The organism is Micromonospora sp. NPDC049282 (assembly GCF_043197045.1).
GTDB lineage: Bacteria > Actinomycetota > Actinomycetes > Mycobacteriales > Micromonosporaceae > Micromonospora.
In genome coordinates, this window is sequence record NZ_JBICSL010000033.1 from 1 (window position 1) to 15,995 (window position 15,995).

Sequence of the window (15,995 nt, forward strand, 5' to 3'; positions counted from 1 at the left end):
CGGTTGTCCTCACAAACCATCGATGATCAACGCGGTGGCCGTCTTCATGCCCACGCCACGCTCAACGCCGAAGCCAAGTGACGTTGGAGTACTAGTTGCCCTGTTCCGCCTTCCTCCGGTTGGGCAACTCCTCAAGGAAGAATGTCACGTCTTCCAGAGCGGAGAAGACCCGGCCGTCGAGGTCCGTCCGCTCGGCAAGCCGTCGGACGAGCACGACTGACGCGGGCTCCAAATACCCGAAGCGTCGGGCGAGGTGACCCAGGCAAAGCGACGCCGTGGCGACGAGCCCTAGGTCAGCGCAGTCCTGCGCGATCCGGTGGCACCATCGCTCGACGAAAAGGCGGTCGTCGTCGTAGAGCGCCAGCCCCACCAACACCGAATTCGGCGAAAGCGCTTGGTCCCTGCCCTCAAGAGCAGCAGTAAGCACCTCATCCGCCATACCGTGTGACACCAGCGGCGGATCCTCGTAAATGTCCACCCCGGGAGGCTACGACAGCATGGCTGCCAGCCCGGATGGGAGGACTTTCTGTACATCTATCAAGGCGGCCCGTAACGGGCCGCACGCGCCGCCGCCTGGGCGCGCGCCGGCCGCTGCCGCTGTCGCTCTGCGGCCGTCACGCCTGATGCCCGGCGGCTGGCGCGGAGGGCGGGGAAGCCCGGTGGGCCGCCGCAGAACGACAGAAGGTTGACCGGTGGGTGGTGGGCCGGCAGCCGGCCGGGCCGCGCGGCTACGAGCCCGCGCGGCGTAGGGGAGCGCACGCCGGCCGCGTCGGCGAGCTGGCGGTGGCCGGGTCGCGGTTACTGCGCCTCCGGCGGGGGCGCTCCGGCTCCAGGATGGCCGGGACTGCGTCGGCGGGCCGCGGTCCGTGGGTGGTTGCGGTAGACCATCCCGCCTGCCCTCGACCCGGGCAAGCCGAGCAGACCACCGCCCGACCCGCCAGCGTCTGTACGAGCCATCAAGGTCCGCTTGACGTGGCGGGCCGGGCGGCGGCCCGCTCCCCAGGAGGGCGGGTCGACGGCAGACGGGATGGCAGCAGGAACAGGCTCTTGCGGAATGCTCCGATAATGTCCCCATGACTGCCAACTGGCCCGTAATGGTTGTTGCCCTGGTCGGCGTAGTGGGGACGCTTGGTGCTGCGCTCTCTACGCAGGTCCTTACTACACGGAGGGAAGAGCGCCGGTGGATTCGGGAGCGTGAGGCGGAGCAGGAGCGGTGGCAGCGCGAGAGACAGGACCGGATAGGCCAATGGCAGAGAGAAGACGATCTGCGTCATCAAGAGGCCCGGTTTGAGATCTATGCGGAGTACATGAAGACCATATGGATCTGGGGGAGGCGCGCGAATAAAGCTAGGCTAATACTTGAATCCGACACGCAAATCATGCCGAACGAGTGGCGAAATAAGCTAGTCGACATCGGCGGGGATGCCACAAACGTCCTGGCTCTATTGGAGCTCGTGGCATCAACAGCTGTGCGAGATTCTGCAAGAAAATGCTGCGATATCATGAGCCTGTTTGGAACGGAGATTCTCAAAGAATCGTTGGACGCGCCCTCGCTGCTCTCTCTCCACGACGAGTACAGGGCTTCAGCTAGAAGGACCGTCGAACTAATGCGTGCCGAACGCGGTCTCAACGCCACTTAAGGACTACCCATTACTTACTCCGCTGCTTCGATGGCCCGGCGATTCCGCCGTTCGATTCCCTCTCGTGCCTGCTCGGGCAGCATCTCGAAGAGCTTGTCGATGTGCTTGGGGCGAGAAATCATCTCCTCGACAACCAGATTAAGAAGGCCGAACAATGAGTGAACAATCTCGGGAGATTCTTCAAGGCTGATCTGACCGGGATGCACCGCGTTGTTACCTACTACCCGCAAGACGTCCATGGCCTTCTGAATTCGAGGGTCGAGCCCTGAGGAAACAAGAGTGCCGATTTTGCTGTCAAGCGTGCCGCTTCTCGGGACGAGTTCATCGATGAGCATCTGCAGCGCGAGCCGTAGTAGACCGGCCGCACTTCGAGGCGAGCGTTGAGCTACCTCCCGCGCCTCCTCGTAGATCACGGCGACTGCTGGCGGCATGTCTAGATGTGCTGGAGCCCCAGGAACGTTAACAGGGTGGACCAAAAGCCAATTGCCGTCTTGCTCTACCTGCACCCACATCGCTGCCTGTAGGCAACGCTGGCACACTGTCGTGACGTAGCTAGGGAGCGTCAGGATACGGGTTTGGATCAAGGCTGGGACGGTTTCCTGGTGTGCGAACGCCCGGCAGGAGGGATGCGGGCATACAAAGCGATCCTGATACGGGTGAGGGCTTGGAATCGAGTCTTGCTCGAAGATGTCAGCGGTCACCAGGAACCCCCTGCATGATGTCGAGTGCCAGATGAGCATAGCCAAGCCGTAACCAAGCTGACCGTCAGCTGCGGCACCCGGACGAGGACGAGCAGACGGTCGCTGCCGGACAGCTACGGTGACAGCAGCCGGGTCGGACGTCGAAGGCCGGGTACGACGGGCAGAGGACTACCGCCTGACGTCCGAGACGTACGCGGACTGCCTCCGACGAGGCGCCCAGAAACTTACAAGCGAGGGGTCAGCGGCGTTGACGGCGATCCAGGGGGTTTGGCTTGGTTGCCGTTCCGTTAGCACTGCCTACGTGCGAGCAAGCGGAGCGGAACGGTCGGGCATCCAACATCGCGTCATGCAGCGTTGCGCGCAGTATCCAGAGCATCCGTTCTTCTGGTCTCCGGCTGTTGGCCGTTGCCCGTATTGCACCCTCAGCGTTGAGGAGCGGTCTCGGGGGCCACGGCCCTCGGGCGATTCCTGCCCTCCGGACTGTTGCCCGGTCTCCCGAGTGGTGCGAGGGTCGGACCGTGCTGGCATCGGGCGGAGGTTCAGGCCGTCGCCAGGCCGTAGGACGTTGACCAAAGGTGCCTAACGGTGACGGTCGATGGCCGGCGTTTGAGCAGCTCAGGCGAAGGATAGACAGCCTTTGCCCGATTCGCCTGTCAGCCAGCGACAGTTCAACGCCAAGTGGCGGCCTGCGGGCTGCGAGTCGGTTGCCGGACAGATGGTAGTTACCTTCGGCGTGCAGTCCGCTACTTTCGATCACCATGAAGGATCTGGGGCGATACTGGGGCTATCTAGCGTTTATCATCCTCCTTACGGCGTGGTGGACTCGCTCCGTGGGGCCCGTGGCGCTGCTTGTGCTGTCGCTACTGGTGACCGGCTTCTTCCTGTTCCAAGCTCCGGTGTGGTGCTGCGCCGTCAACCGGGACGGGACCCTGTGCCGGAACAACTCAGCCGGCCTCCTGCTCGGGTGTAGCAAGCGGCAGCACAAGTGGCAGAAGCTCAAGATGACCGTCGTTCCGCACGCCTGGCGTCAGATGAACCGTGGGCTTTGGGCATCACCCAGGGAAGGGCTGACGACCCTGGGAGCGATTGTGGGGATGCTTTCGGCGATCGCGGCCACGACGATCAGTGTTGTTGGGCAGTTTGCTGGCAAGGCCTGACCAACTACGCGACGGGCAAGTGCTGGTTAGGCCCCTAGTGTTTCAAAACGAATGCGCTCAGGGTGTACAGCTCTCTGCCCGCCGCATCTCGGGCCCGCAGCGCGTGGTGAGGTTCGGTGCGGATACTGGCAGGGTGGTGGAGGAGCAGGCGATAGAGCTGACCCGGTGGACCATTCACGGCGAGCGGGTCGTGGACGACACCAGGCGGGCGCGGCTGAGCATCGCGGAGGTCGAGCTGCCGGACGGGGCTCGGTTCGAGCAGTACGTAATCCGGGCTCCGAGGTCGGCCATGGTCGCCGTGCTCGACGACCAGGAGCGCCTGCTGTTGATGCGGCGGCACCGGTTCGTGTTCGACCGGTGGGTGTGGGAGTTGCCCGGCGGCTATGTCGACGGCGAGGAGCAGCCGGCGGCGTGTGCGGTGCGGGAGGTTGAGGAGGAGACCGGCTGGCGCCCTCAAGGCGTCGAGCCGCTGCTGTCCTTCCAACCGTGGGTCGGTACGGCCGACGCCGAGAATCTGCTGTTCCTTGCCCGGCAGGCCGAGCACATCGGCACGCCCGTGGACGTGAACGAGGCTGAGCAGGTCGCGTGGATCCCGCTGGACGAGGCGTACGGGCTGGTGGTTCGGGGGGAGATCGTCGGTGCCGGCACTGTAATCGCGGTGCTGGAACTGGTCGCGCGCAAGGCCAGGGAAGAGCTGTGACGGTCAGCGTCGTGGGCCGAGGGTGGCGTCGATGCGGCCGGTGAAGTGCCGGACGGTGGGTAGCCGCCGGTGTGGGGCGAGATGGGTTTGCAGGTCGCGGAGGTAGCGGACGGCTCTAGCGGAGCGTAGCTGTTTGGTCAGGGTCAGAGCCTCTGCGCCTATGGCGCAGGCGCGGTCAGTTTCGCCCTGTTGGGCGTGGATGCTGGCGAGCAGAGCGAGGTTGAAGGCTCTGCCGCGTACGTAGCGGTTGTCCATGCGCAGGGATCGGACCGCGAAGCGTTCGGCGTGGGTGTCGCGGCCGAGGGCGTGGAAGCAGTGGCCGAACTTGGCCGACAGGTACGCCTCGTCGAAGTAGCTGAGCCATTGCGGTTCGGTGCTGCGGTCGGCCCGGTCGAGGGCTTGTTCCGCCTGGTGCAGGGCAGCGGCACAGGCTCGTTCGTCACGGGCCTTGGCCAGGGCGTGAGCTTCCATGACGTGGGCTTCGGCGGCCAGCACGGGGACTCCGACGCGGCGGGCGGCCTGGCCGGCGGCGCGGGCGAGATCGAGGCCGGTGGCGGTGTGGCCCAGGTAGGTGGCCTGGTGGCTCATCGCCGCGAGAATCTCCGCGCCGAGCCCGTCGTCTCCGGCGGCATGGGCGAAGTCCAGGGCGAGGGTGAGGTATCGCTGGGCGATGCCGTGTTCGGCCGTGTCGTAAGCCTGCCATCCGGCGAGTTGGGCCAGTTCGGCAGCGGCGCTGAGCAACCGTCGGCCTGTGGGGTGGTCGTAGCGGCCATCGGTCAGCAGTGGGGTCACCTCCTGGTGGAGGTAGCGGGCCACGGTGTCGCGGGCGTGCCCACCGCCGTACTGGTTGTCCAGCCTGCGGTAGGTCGCGGTCATCGCGCGAATGGTGTCAATCTGCGGTTGACCGACGGCGTTGCGGCCGGGCTGGGTCACCGGGGCCGGATCGGGAGCCGTGAACCAGCGCAACGCCGGCAGGGTGTAGCCGGCGGAACTAAAAGCCACCTGCCGGAGCACGTCTCGACGGTTCACGTCACCTCGCCAAAGCTCTGCGGCACTGCGTACGTTGTCCTGCCAGGTCCGGGTGGTCGGGGATTCGCTGGGCCGACCTGGGGTGAGCCGGGCCGAAGCGGACGGCAGGGTGGCCTGTTGGGGTGCCAGGCCCATCGCGATTCGCGCCTGGTCGGGCATCCGGCATCCATCGGCGATCCGCTCCAGGACGTCGATCGAGGTGACCTTGCGGCCGGCCATGATCCGGCTGACATAGCCCTGCTCCAGTCCGACGGCGGCCCCGATCCGGCTCTGACTCGCGCCAGTGAGGCTGGTGATCCAGCGGAACAGCCCGCCGATGTCGCGGGCGGCCAAGGTGGCCAGCACCTCGCCGTGTGACCATGCGTCCTCTGATATTCGAAGCGGATCGAGCAGCACGGCGGCTCCCAGCGTCACATTCCGACTACCCCTGGTGTTCAAGCCAAGAGCGTATGGCGACCATTCGCGCTGGTCGAGTAGCCCCATGTCACGGTGACATGTCCGCTGGCCATGGAGCCTGTCCGTAGCCTTTCGTAGCTTCTCCGTCACCCCGGGTGGCAGGAGGCGAGCGATGGCGGGTAAGGGCGACGAGTCGGCGGTGAGCCGGGGTGAGCGGATTCAGGCGGCCGAGCGGGAGGCGGCGAAGCGGCGGCTTCTCGCCCAAGCGGAGGCGGATCGGATTCCGGTCGAGGAGACTACGCGGGCCAAACCGGATCGGCGGTGGCGTCGTGGGCAGCGTTGAGCTGTTGCCGGTCGGTCGGCGGGTGGCGTACTGGCGGGGTCGGCGGAAGCTGTCGCAGCAGGTGTTCGCCGACCGGCTCGGCAAGTCGAAGAGCTGGGTCGACAAGGTCGAGCGCGGCGTTCGGCGGCTGGACAAGCTGTCGACACTCCAGGAGATCGCCCGCGTGCTCCGCATCGACGCCGCCGCTCTGGTCGGCCAGGACGCCGCACCGGTCAAGCCAACGAATCGCGGCGATGGCGTCGATCGGATCAGAGCAGCGTTGTCCCGCTACGAGATCCCGTTGGGCAAGCGAGAAGGCGGCCCGGTAGTGCCGGTGGATCGGATGCTGCGGGATGTGGGGTACGCGTGGACGACGTTTCAGTACGCCCGGTACTCGCAGGTGATCGACCTGGCGTCCACATTGCTTGTCAACGCGCAGCGCACTCACGCCGAGGCCTCGGAATCGGGCCGGGCATCGTTGGTGGAGGCGTATCGGATCACCGCCGCGCTGTTGGTCAAGCTCGGTGACGCCGCCTTGGCGTGGCTGGCCGTGGATAGGGCGATGCTCGCCGCCACCGGCGATCGGGAACTGGTGGCCGCCGCGGCCGTCCAGCTCGGTCAGGTGTTGCGCGCGCTCGGCCGCGCTCGGGAAGCGAAGTCGGTCATGCTCACTGCCGCGTATCGGATCGCTCCACCCGTGATTGAGTACGGCGCACCGGTGGAGTTGTCCCTGTGCGGGACCCTGCTCATCCAGGCCAGCCTGGCGGCGGCGCAGGACGGCAACGAGTCCGCCGCCGGCGAACTTCTCAACGAGGCCGCCGGCATGGCGGCGCAGGTCGGCGACGGGTGCGACCATTACCGCACCGCTTTCGGGCCGACCGCCATCGACGTGGCTCGCGCCGCCGTGTTCGTGGAGAACGGCGACACCGACGAGGCGATTGCCTGGCACGAGAAGGCCACCGCGAGGGCCGGCTGGCGGTGGCTACCCGCCGAACACCGCGCCGCGCACCTGCTCGACATGGCCCGCGCCTATCTGCACTCCGGGGACGTGGGCAACGCGGCTCGCATGCTGACCGAGGCCGAACGCACCGCGCCGAGCGAGATCACGCACCGGCCAGCCGCCCGCGACATCCTCGCCGAGGTTGCCCGCGACCCGCGCGCCCCGACCACGATCGCCAAGCTCGCCGGCACGCTCGGGGTCGGCTGAGCAGCGCTACACGCGGATGAGAAGTACAGCAGCGAAGTACAGCAACCGTGCCAGCCGAACCGAGCCGAGAGGCGCATCAGCAGGCCGTCTGACCTCGTGTCGAGCCTGATCCGACCGGCTCGCCGAGAGTTCGGGACGAAGAGGTCGCCGGTTCGAATCCGGCCACCCCGACAGAGGTCAAGGGCCACTCTCCATCGATGAGAGTGGCCCTTGGTGCATTGGCTGCCTTCCGAACTGAGTCGGGGCCCCTCCGTGGAAGGGCCCCGACTCGTCCTGACGCTCAGGTCACGAGGCGTAGACGACCAGGGAGCAGCGGCTGGTGTAGTCCTCCGGCCGCGCGTAACCCAGGCAGACCCAGAGTTCGGTCCAGAGATACCGGGTGCCGCCGCCGGACTCCCAGGACAGCTTGGCGGGACCACTGGTGCTGGTGTCGTCGAAGGCGATCGCGCCGGTGTAGCGCTGGTTCCAGTAGATGTATGCGCGAGCGCCGTACCCGTCGGCCTTCAGGTCCTTGATGTAGTTGTTGGTGTTCGTGTCGAGCCAGGCGTTGCCGTACTCGTTGACGCAGAGGCGCCCGGCGGCGGTCGCGCCCCTCCCGCCCTCCGGGCTCGTGACGTCGGCGGTGCCGTAGTAGCAGCCGTACGCCTGGGCCGGCGACGCGCCGGCGAGGGCCGCGCCGCCCCCGAGGACGATCGCGGCGCCCAGCGCGGCGGCACGACGGATCAATCGGTTGGTCATCTCTTGACACCCCGTCTTCTCCTGTGCGACCGGGCCCGGCCAAATGATCGAATATGGTCTATTTTAAGTGAGTCACGGATGGCCCCGTTGTCCCGCCCGGCCGATCCCCCGCATGGTGTCCGTGATCCGACTCCGAGCGGTGGGGACAAGACGCAGGCGCTGGTGCTGCTCGCCGCGTTCGTCTGCCTGGCCGCCGGCCCGCAACTCCGACCCCGCGCGGCAGACGACCGGCCGAAAGGTCGTTGCCGGCGCCCCGGCGGGACGCTTTGATGCCGGTAACTGTCCGGGCGAGCGCCCGGACGGTAACGGGAGGAAATCCACTGTGTTCAGTGTCAGGCCACGTCGTGGCCTCATCGGCGGCACCGGTCTGCCGCTCGGCACTTGGGTGGACGACGCTGGGGGTCAACGTCTGCGAGTGGAGCGGTGACCTCGGCCAACTGGTCTGCCCGGACCCGCTGAGCGGGCCCGGCACGGTGCGGGCCGACTCGCCCGGCGGCACGGCCACGGCGACCGTCAATCCGCCGGGCGGTGTCGGGGTGCCCGGCACCTTCACGTTCTCGCCGCCGGCGGGCTGGTTGGACGTGGCGGCCTACCGTTACTCGTTCGGCGACGACGAGCTGACCGAGGTCGCCGCCGACGGCGACGGTCGGGCCAGCGTCACGTGGACGCCGGCCGCCGGCGGTTACGTCACGCTGACCGTCTACGCGGTGAAGGGTGACGGCACGGTGAGCGACTACGCCAACTGGTACTCGTTCGAGGTCGCCGGCACGGCCTGAGCGCACCGGCGGGGTGGGCGGTCGTCCACCCCGCCGGTCAGTCGTGCAGCTCGGTGCGGGCGACCTCGGTGAACGCCGTGGTCAGGTAATCGGCGAACGGGCGGCCGGTGACCGCCAGCAGGTCGGCGACGAGCAGCGGGGCGTGCCGGGCCACGGCCGCCGGGTCCGGCGGGTTGTCGTCGTCGCCCGGGTCGTAGACGCCGAGCGCGCCGGCCAGCAGCACCAGCAGGACGTGCGGGTCGACCTCGGGCCACCACGTCGCGGTGGCCCGGACGCAACGCTCCAGCACCTGGCGGACGTCGTCGCCGTCGAGCCCGTCCGGATGCCCCTCCTCGAGCAGCAGCCGGACCACGCCGCCGAGCACCAGCCCGGCCCGGTCCGCGGCGGCGAGCCGTTCGACGGCCGGCCGGTACGCGTCGGCGTCTTGCGCCCGGGCCGCGTCGACCGCGTCCGTGGCGGTCACGGCGATCTCGCGGGCCGGGGCGGGCAGATGACGCCAGGTCGTGGTCACCGGGCCAGCATGGCAGACCTGGTGTGCTTGCTCACGTTCCGGCTCCGCGCCCGCCACGCGCGGCGGTAAACGGATCGCGGTCGTCGTACCCGCCGCACAGAATCCAGCCATGCTGCGTCGCGCCCTGCCCGCTCGTCCCGAAGCCCGCCGGATCCTCCTCGGCACCCTGCTCTCCGCCGTCGGGCGCGGTCTCACGCTGCCGTTCCTCTTCATCTACCTCACCGACGTGCGTGGCCTCACCGACGCCCGCGCCGGGCTGGTGATCGGCTGGTTCGGCGCGGTGACGCTGGCGCTGTCCCCGCTGGCCGGCACGCTCATCGACCGCTTCGGGGCGCGGCGGGTGGTGCTGCCCTGTCTGGTCGTCGAAGCGGTCGGCACCGGCTCGCTGGCCCTGGTCGACTCGACCGCCTCGGCGTTCGGCGTGATGACCCTGGTCGCGGTGGGCAGCTCGGCGATCTGGGCCGGGCAGAACACCATCCTCGCCTCGCTCACCGGCGACGGTGAGCGGCAGCGGGTCTTCGGGCTCAACTTCGCGCTGCTCAACCTGGGCATCGGCATCGGCGGCCTGATCTCCGGCGCGGTGGTCGACGTGGCCCGCCCGGTCACCTTCCAGGCGATCTACCTGCTGGACGCGGTGAGCTACCTGACTCCGGCCCTGATCCTGCTCACGCTGCCGCACGTGGGGCACCGGCTGGCCACGGGCGTGGGCGGGGCCGGGGCCGCGTCGTCGGCCGGGGGCTACCTGACGGTGCTGCGGGACCGGCCGTTCCGCCGGCTCGTCCTCTTCGGCCTGGTGCTCACCACCTGCGGTTACGCGCAGATCGAGGTGGGCTTCGCGGCGTACTCGGTGCGGGTGGTGGAGGTGACGCCGCGGGTGGTGGCCTGGGCGCTCGCCGCGAACACCGTGATGATCGTGCTCTCCCAGCTGCTGGTGATCCGCCGGATGGAGGGGCGCAGCCGGACCGGCGCGCTGGCGGCGGTCGGCGCGGTGTTCGCGGGCGCCTGGCTGGTGCTCGGCGCGGCCGGCGTGGTCGGCGGCGGCAACGCGCTGCTCGCGGCGCTCGGCGTGGTGGCCTGCTCGGCGATCTTCGGGTTCGGCGAGACGATGCTGTCACCGGTCATGCCCGCCCTGACCAACGCGCTGGCCACGGACGAGCTGCGGGGGCGCTACAACGCGATGAGCTCAATGATCTTCGGGATCAGCGGGGTGGTCGGCCCGGTCACCGCCGGGCCGCTGATCGGCGCGGCGCACGGGCGGGTCTGGGTGGCGGTCGTGGTGGGCGGCTGCCTGGCCGCCTCACTGCTCGCGCTGTCGCTGCGCCCGCTGCTCAGCGCGGTGCAGGACGGCCGCCCGGCACCCACCCCGACCCGCACCCCCCAGCCCACCCCGGCGACGTAACCGCACACCCCGGTTCGTCGATCAAGGAGTTTGCGTCACCCCGACGCACCCTCCCCGACGCGAACTCCTTGATCGCCGCGCGGACGGCGGGGGCGGACGGTGGGACGGTGACGGGCCCCGGAGCGGTGCTCCGGGGCCCGTTGGCGGTGCGGTCGCCGTCAGGCGGCGGGAACCTCCGCGGTGGTCCGGATCCGGTCCAGCGCCGGCGCGGACACCGGCGACTTCTCGGTCAGGTACGCGGTGAAGGCGTCCAGGTCGATCTGGCCGGTCACCGCGTTGGTGCCGCCGGTCAGGACGCTGAAGCCGTCGCCACCGCCGGCGAGGAAGTTGTTCACCGTGACCCGGTAGGTCGCGGTGTCGGTCACCGGGGCGCCGTTGAGGGTGAGGCTGCCCCGGACCACCCGGGAGCCGGCGCACGGCGTGCCGGCCGGCGCGGTGACGCCGTTGACGTCGACGACGTAGTGCACGGTCGAGGACGCGTAGAGCACCCGCGCCACGGTGAACTGCTGCTCCAGCATGCAGTAGAGCTGCGCCCCGGTCAGGTCCAGCGTGACCAGGTTGTTGGCGAACGGCTGGACGGTGAACGCCTCGGCGTAGGTGACCGGGCCGGCGTCGACGTCGGCGCGTACACCGCCGGGGTTCATGAACGCGGCGACCGCGTTCTGCTCGTTGTCGGTCGCGGCGAGCTGCGCGTCGGCGATCAGGTTGCCCAGCGGCGACTCACCGGTCTGGTAGGTCGGCTTGCCGTTGGCGTCGACCCCGGTCTGGTAGAGGTTCTCCTGGGTCTTCGTGATCGCCTCGGTGGTCTCGCCGACCACCCGGTCGGCCACCGGGCCGAGGGCGGTCTTGTACCGGTTGATCAGCTCGGTCGAGGCCGGGTCCTTGGCGACGTCCCGGGTGACCACCACGTTGTTCGCCGACGCGCTGACCACGTCCCGGGTACGCGGGTCGATCTTCAGGTTGATGTCGGTGACCAGGCGGCCGAAGGAGCTGGCGCTGGTGACCAGCTTGCCGTTGATGTTGCAGTTGTACGCGGCGTGGGTGTGCCCGCTGACGATGACGTCGATGGCCGGGTCCATCCGGTTGGCGATGTCGACGATCGGGCCGCTGAACCCGGTGCAGTCGTTGATGCCGCCGCCGTTCTGCACGCCACCCTCGTGCAGCAGCACGACGATGCTCTTGACGCCGAGCAGTCGCAGGATCTTGGCGTACTTGTTGGCGGTGTCGGCCTCGTCGGTGAAGCGCAGCCCGGCGACGCCCTGCTGGCTGACGATGTTCGGGGTGCCCTCCAGGGTCATCCCGATGAAGCCGATCGGCACGCCCTTGACGATCTTGATGCCGAAGGGCTGCATCAGCGGCAGGCCGGTGGAGGTCTTGAACGCGTTCGCGGAGAGGTACTTGAACTTGGCGCCGCCGAACGGGGTGCCGTCGGCGCAGCCGTCCACCGGGTGGCAGCCGCCGCGCTGCATCCGCAGCAGCTCGGTGGCGCCCTCGTCGAACTCGTGGTTGCCGACGCTGGCGAACTCGAGCCCGGCGAGGTTCATCTCCTCGATGGTGGGCTCGTCGTGGAACGCGGCGGAGAGCAGCGGCGAGGCGCCGATCAGGTCGCCCGCGGCGACCGTGACCGTGCCCTTGCCCTGCTGCTGGGCCGCCGCCCGCATCGCCTTCAGGTGGCTGGCCAGGTATTCCGCGCCGCCGGCGGTCTGGCCGTCGATGGTGCCGCTGGACCCGCTCGGCGGCTCCAGGTTGCCGTGGAAGTCGTTGATCGCGAGCAGCTGGACGTCGACCGGCTTCGAGTGGGCCTCGGCCTGGTCGGGGGTGACGGCGACCGCGGTGAACGCGGTCGCGGCGAGTGCGGCCAGGCCTACGGTGGCCCGGCGGCGCATCCCGGAGACGGACATGGAACTCCTCGTGAGATACCGGCGCGTGGTGTCCGGACGATGGTTCGCCCGGTGGCCCTGATCCGTGCCGTGACAGGGGTCGATCGCGGAGGGCGGCACTCGGGGGGGAACGCCGCCCGCGGGGTAGCTTCTCATCCACCGGGCCGCAGGTCGAGCCCACGGCGTCGGCTCCCAGGGACCAGGGAGCCGACGCCGACGCTCATGTCACGCCGAAAACTTTGCTCTGGCAACCTTCCTGAGCCGAAAAACTCCCGGCGGGCCACCCGCTGCCAGCCGAACGGTCGCTCATGCTCGACGGTCCGGCACCCGGAGCCGACTGTCCGAACTCGACCGTACCGCCGGAGGGTCGGATCCGGTGGCGCCGACAAGCGTGCGCAGCGCGCGCCGGGTCCACCGCCCGGCCACCCCCGGCCGGCCCGCCAGGTAGTCGACGGTCCGCGCGACGTCCCAGCCGTGCGCCTCCCGCAACCCGCGCGCCAGCATGCCGAGGTAGACCGCGGCCGGACGGGTCCATGGCACCTCCACCGCCCGGTGCGGGGCGGTGAAGGTGAGCATCGGCAGGCCGTCGCGCTCGCCGACCCGCAGCAGCGTCTCGTAGCGGCCCGGACCGAGCGTGGCCCGGCCGGTCCCGGCGGCCGTGCGGATCCCGGCCAGGTCGGCGCCGGGCGGCCGGTACATCTCCTGGGCCGCGATGTCGGCGAACTGCTCGATCGTCACCAGGTAGCCGCGGACCGCCGCCCGGCCGGGCAGGTCCGGGTCGTAGAACGCCATGCCGCCGGTCCAGGCCCGGGACTCGCCGGCGAAGTAGATCCCGCCGGGGATCAGCGTCGGGACCGTCCGGTGCGGCGGCCGGCAGTCCCGACAACCGGGGTACGTGCGCAGCCCGCCGGGTGGGCGCCCGCCGCGCAGGTACCAGTCGAGCCGGGCCGCGTGCAGGTTGGACCCGTAGGCGACGTACCAGAGGAGCGGCACCTGGGTTCAGAACCAGCAGGTCCGCCCGGCCGCGTGACTGACCTGGACGGTGTGCGTGACGCAGCCGCCGTCGGCCACCCGGTGCAGCAGGAACGCGGTCGGCTCGGCGACCAGGCCGATCTCGTCCTCCTCGGCCATGGTCAGGCTCGCCTGCACCCAGGTGCTCGGCGCGGTGGTCAGCACCGTGCCGGCGAACGCGCTGGTCACCGGGCGGTGCAGGTGACCCGCGGCGACGCGTACGACATGGGGGTGCCGCCCGATCACGGCGGCGAGCGCGTCGGCGTCGGCGAGCCGGATGGCGTCGGCGGCCGGGACCCCCACCGCGACCGGCGGATGGTGCAGGCACACGACGGCGGGCGTCTCCGGCCGGCCGGCGAGCACGCCGTCGAGCCAGTCGAGCTGCTCGTCGCCGAGTCGCCCGCCGGAACTGCCCGCCGTGAGCGAGTCGAGCACCACGAGCGTGGCGTCCGGATGGTCGACGTGGTAGTGCGCGGAGAACCCGCCGGCCAGGTGCGGGGTGCCGCCGAACGTGTCGAGCAGCGACTCCCGGTCGTCGTGGTTGCCGGTGGCCAGGTGGACCGGCAGCGGGAACCGCCCGACGATCTCCCGCAGGGCGAGGTATTCGTCCGGTCGGCCGTTGCCGGTGAGGTCGCCGGTGATGACCACGCATTCCGGTCGCGGACGCAGGGTGAGCACCGTGCCCAGCGCCCGGTGCAGCCCGGCCGCCGGCTCGGCGGCGAGCGGACCGGTGGTCACGTGCGGGTCGCTGAGCTGGGCGATGAACATCGGCGCCTCCTCGGGCCCGGGGCCCTCACGCTATCGCCGTCAGCCGGTGCCGCGCAGCCCACAGGCCGTGTCCACAGCCTGTGGATAGCACATGTGTACGAAGGTCGACGGCACCCGGAGATGAGTACGCTTGATCGCGTCCCCACCCCCTCCCAACAGGAACGACGTGGATCACGAGCGAGTCCTCCGCGATGTCACGGTGCGCCTTCCCACGGCGTCGACCGTGCCGGAGGCGTGCCAGTGGACCGTCGCCGCGCTCGCCCGGCACACCCCGGCGACCGCCACCGTCCTGCTCCGGGTCCACGACCGCCTGAGGTGCGTCGCGGCCACCGGCGCCTGGCAGGTCTTCTCGCACGTGCCGGCCACGGCCGACGGCGCCGGGCCGGCCCGGCACCGGCCCGAGCCGTCGGTGGTGCGGCGGGTCTACGCGTCCGGCGAGACCGCCGCCGTTCCCGACGTCACCGCCGACCCCGACTACCTGCCGGTCCGACCGGACGTCACCGCCGAACTCTGCGTGCCGGTACGCGATCCGGCCGGCCGGCCGATCGGCGTGCTCGACCTGCAGTGGAGCGAGCCGGTCACGCTCGCGCCGTGGCGGGAGACCGCCGAACGGCTGGCCGACCGGCTCGGCGCCCGGATCGCGGCGCTCGGCGGCCCGCCGGCCGAGAGCCGCAGCGAGAAGCTGCTCCGGCACGCCGCCGCGTTCACCGCCGCCCCGACGGACTGGGACCTGATGACCGCCGCCATCACCGCGGCCCGGGACGTGTCCGCGCTCTCCGCCGCCGTGCTGGTGCTCACCGGCCGGCGTGGACCCCGGCTGGGCGCGCCCACCGACACCCCGGGCGAGCTGGAGGCCCGGATCCGGGACGAGCTGACCGGGGCCGGCCCGGCCGCGCTCGACCGGATGATCGACCGGGCCCACCGGTACGGCTCGGCGTACACGCTGGGCGAGGCGGGGCACCCGCCGACCGGCGAATATCTGCCGCTGACCCGGGCCGGGGCGCGCACGCTGGTGGCGGTGCCGGTCGGCGCGCCGACCGCCGGTGGCGTGCTGCTGGTGGCCGACGAGCGGTCGCTGCGGCCGGACCCGACCACGGTCAACCTGATCGAGTTGCTGGCCGGGCAGGCGTGGACCTGCCTCGACCGGCTGCGCACCCTGGCGCGGCTGCGCGAGCAGGCCAGTTCGGATCCGCTCACCGGGCTGCGGCACACCGGGCCGTTCGGGCAGCGGATCGCCAGCGCCACGCCGGGGCGTACCGCCCTGCTGGCGATCGACGTGGACGGGTTCAAGGACGTCAACGACACGTACGGCCACCAGGCCGGCGACCGGCTGCTGGTGGGGCTGGCCCGGGCGCTGGAGGGCGCGTTGCGCCAGGGTGACGAGCTCTACCGGACCGGCGGTGACGAGTTCGTCGCGGTGATCGAGGTGAGCCACCCGCAGGAGGCGGTCGGGATCGCCGAGCGGCTCACCGAGGCCGCCCGCCGCACCGGCCAGACGATCAGCATCGGCATCGCGCTTCCCCGCCCCGGCGAAACCCCCGAGCGCACCCTGCACCGAGCCGACCAGGCCCTGTACGCGGTCAAACGCCAGGGCCGAGACGGCGTCCACCTCTCCGCCGCCTAACCACGCCACCCCCACCCCCACCCCTCCTCCGCGGGCCCTCTTTCACGGGAGTAGTTCCATCTTGTTTGGGCTGGTGGGGTGGGGTTGACGGTGGGGTGTCTGGTAGTTGGTGGGCTGGTCGGGGGGTGGTTGATCT

At 70.0% G+C, this 15,995-nt stretch carries 15 protein-coding genes; 7 read left to right on the forward strand and 8 right to left on the reverse strand.

The window, feature by feature from the left end; genetic code table 11:
* Positions 1-91 precede the first annotated feature (91 nt).
* Positions 92-478, reverse strand: coding sequence for a hypothetical protein (locus ACGFI2_RS30255; RefSeq protein ID WP_393523519.1), 387 nt, complete (start codon positions 476-478; stop codon positions 92-94).
* Between the two features lie 595 nt (positions 479-1,073).
* Between ACGFI2_RS30255 and ACGFI2_RS30260 the strand changes: the two genes are divergently transcribed.
* Positions 1,074-1,640: a hypothetical protein gene (locus tag ACGFI2_RS30260; RefSeq protein ID WP_393523521.1), complete on the forward strand. Its 567-nt coding sequence runs from the start codon at positions 1,074-1,076 to the stop codon at positions 1,638-1,640.
* Between the two features lie 14 nt (positions 1,641-1,654).
* Here ACGFI2_RS30260 and ACGFI2_RS30265 read toward each other — a convergent pair whose 3' ends face one another.
* Positions 1,655-2,053 carry a DUF4145 domain-containing protein gene (locus tag ACGFI2_RS30265; protein WP_393523523.1) on the reverse strand — a complete coding sequence of 133 codons (399 nt, stop codon included), beginning with the start codon at positions 2,051-2,053 and terminating at the stop codon, positions 1,655-1,657.
* Positions 2,054-3,180: 1,127 nt separating this feature from the next.
* Here ACGFI2_RS30265 and ACGFI2_RS30270 point away from each other — a divergent pair.
* Positions 3,181-3,498, forward strand: coding sequence for a hypothetical protein (locus ACGFI2_RS30270; protein WP_393523526.1), 318 nt, complete (start codon positions 3,181-3,183; stop codon positions 3,496-3,498).
* A 133-nt stretch (positions 3,499-3,631) separates the two neighbouring features.
* On the forward strand, positions 3,632-4,198 hold the full coding sequence (locus tag ACGFI2_RS30275) for an NUDIX hydrolase (protein ID WP_393523529.1): 567 nt from the start codon (positions 3,632-3,634) through the stop codon (positions 4,196-4,198).
* 3 nt (positions 4,199-4,201) lie between these two features.
* On the opposite strand, the gene ACGFI2_RS30280 is transcribed toward ACGFI2_RS30275, so the two are convergent.
* Positions 4,202-5,623: a helix-turn-helix domain-containing protein gene (locus ACGFI2_RS30280; RefSeq protein WP_393523531.1), complete on the reverse strand. Its 1,422-nt coding sequence runs from the start codon at positions 5,621-5,623 to the stop codon at positions 4,202-4,204.
* 329 nt (positions 5,624-5,952) lie between these two features.
* Between ACGFI2_RS30280 and ACGFI2_RS30285 the strand changes: the two genes are divergently transcribed.
* A complete protein-coding gene (locus ACGFI2_RS30285; RefSeq protein WP_393523533.1) occupies positions 5,953-7,152 on the forward strand; it encodes a helix-turn-helix domain-containing protein in 1,200 nt (399 codons plus the stop codon).
* Between the two features lie 285 nt (positions 7,153-7,437).
* Here the strand turns inward: ACGFI2_RS30285 and ACGFI2_RS30290 are convergent, their stop codons facing one another.
* Entirely contained in the window at positions 7,438-7,890 is a 453-nt protein-coding gene (locus ACGFI2_RS30290) for a hypothetical protein (RefSeq protein ID WP_393523536.1), read from the reverse strand.
* Between the two features lie 329 nt (positions 7,891-8,219).
* On the opposite strand from ACGFI2_RS30290, the gene ACGFI2_RS30295 reads away from it, so the two are divergent.
* A complete protein-coding gene (locus ACGFI2_RS30295) occupies positions 8,220-8,666 on the forward strand; it encodes a hypothetical protein (RefSeq protein ID WP_393523539.1) in 447 nt (148 codons plus the stop codon).
* Positions 8,667-8,703: 37 nt separating this feature from the next.
* Here the strand turns inward: ACGFI2_RS30295 and ACGFI2_RS30300 are convergent, their stop codons facing one another.
* Positions 8,704-9,177, reverse strand: coding sequence for a hypothetical protein (locus ACGFI2_RS30300; RefSeq protein ID WP_393523541.1), 474 nt, complete (start codon positions 9,175-9,177; stop codon positions 8,704-8,706).
* Positions 9,178-9,286: 109 nt separating this feature from the next.
* On the opposite strand from ACGFI2_RS30300, the gene ACGFI2_RS30305 reads away from it, so the two are divergent.
* Positions 9,287-10,576, forward strand: a complete 1,290-nt coding sequence (locus tag ACGFI2_RS30305; RefSeq protein ID WP_393523544.1) for an MFS transporter — start codon at positions 9,287-9,289, stop codon at positions 10,574-10,576.
* A 158-nt stretch (positions 10,577-10,734) separates the two neighbouring features.
* Here the strand turns inward: ACGFI2_RS30305 and ACGFI2_RS30310 are convergent, their stop codons facing one another.
* The 3 genes from ACGFI2_RS30310 to ACGFI2_RS30320 all read right to left on the reverse strand — a co-directional run bounded on the left by ACGFI2_RS30310 (position 10,735) and on the right by ACGFI2_RS30320 (position 14,235).
* On the reverse strand, positions 10,735-12,477 hold the full coding sequence (locus tag ACGFI2_RS30310) for a bifunctional metallophosphatase/5'-nucleotidase (RefSeq protein ID WP_393523546.1): 1,743 nt from the start codon (positions 12,475-12,477) through the stop codon (positions 10,735-10,737).
* 285 nt (positions 12,478-12,762) lie between these two features.
* Positions 12,763-13,449: a histone deacetylase gene (locus ACGFI2_RS30315; RefSeq protein WP_393523549.1), complete on the reverse strand. Its 687-nt coding sequence runs from the start codon at positions 13,447-13,449 to the stop codon at positions 12,763-12,765.
* A gap of 6 nt (positions 13,450-13,455) precedes the next feature.
* Positions 13,456-14,235 carry a phosphodiesterase gene (locus ACGFI2_RS30320; protein ID WP_393523551.1) on the reverse strand — a complete coding sequence of 260 codons (780 nt, stop codon included), beginning with the start codon at positions 14,233-14,235 and terminating at the stop codon, positions 13,456-13,458.
* A gap of 166 nt (positions 14,236-14,401) precedes the next feature.
* Between ACGFI2_RS30320 and ACGFI2_RS30325 the strand changes: the two genes are divergently transcribed.
* Positions 14,402-15,859 (forward strand): diguanylate cyclase domain-containing protein, encoded by a 1,458-nt coding sequence (locus tag ACGFI2_RS30325; RefSeq protein WP_393523554.1) that lies wholly within the window; start codon positions 14,402-14,404, stop codon positions 15,857-15,859.
* Positions 15,860-15,995: the final 136 nt, after the last annotated feature.

Coding starts and splice junctions, on each gene's coding strand:
- ACGFI2_RS30305 (WP_393523544.1), top strand. CDS start 9,287: ATGCTGCGTCGCGCCCTGCCCGCTCGTCCCGAAGCCCGCCGGATCCTC.
- ACGFI2_RS30310 (WP_393523546.1), bottom strand. CDS start 12,477: ATGTCCGTCTCCGGGATGCGCCGCCGGGCCACCGTAGGCCTGGCCGCA.
- ACGFI2_RS30290 (WP_393523536.1), bottom strand. CDS start 7,890: ATGACCAACCGATTGATCCGTCGTGCCGCCGCGCTGGGCGCCGCGATC.
- ACGFI2_RS30320 (WP_393523551.1), bottom strand. CDS start 14,235: ATGTTCATCGCCCAGCTCAGCGACCCGCACGTGACCACCGGTCCGCTC.
- ACGFI2_RS30260 (WP_393523521.1), top strand. CDS start 1,074: ATGACTGCCAACTGGCCCGTAATGGTTGTTGCCCTGGTCGGCGTAGTG.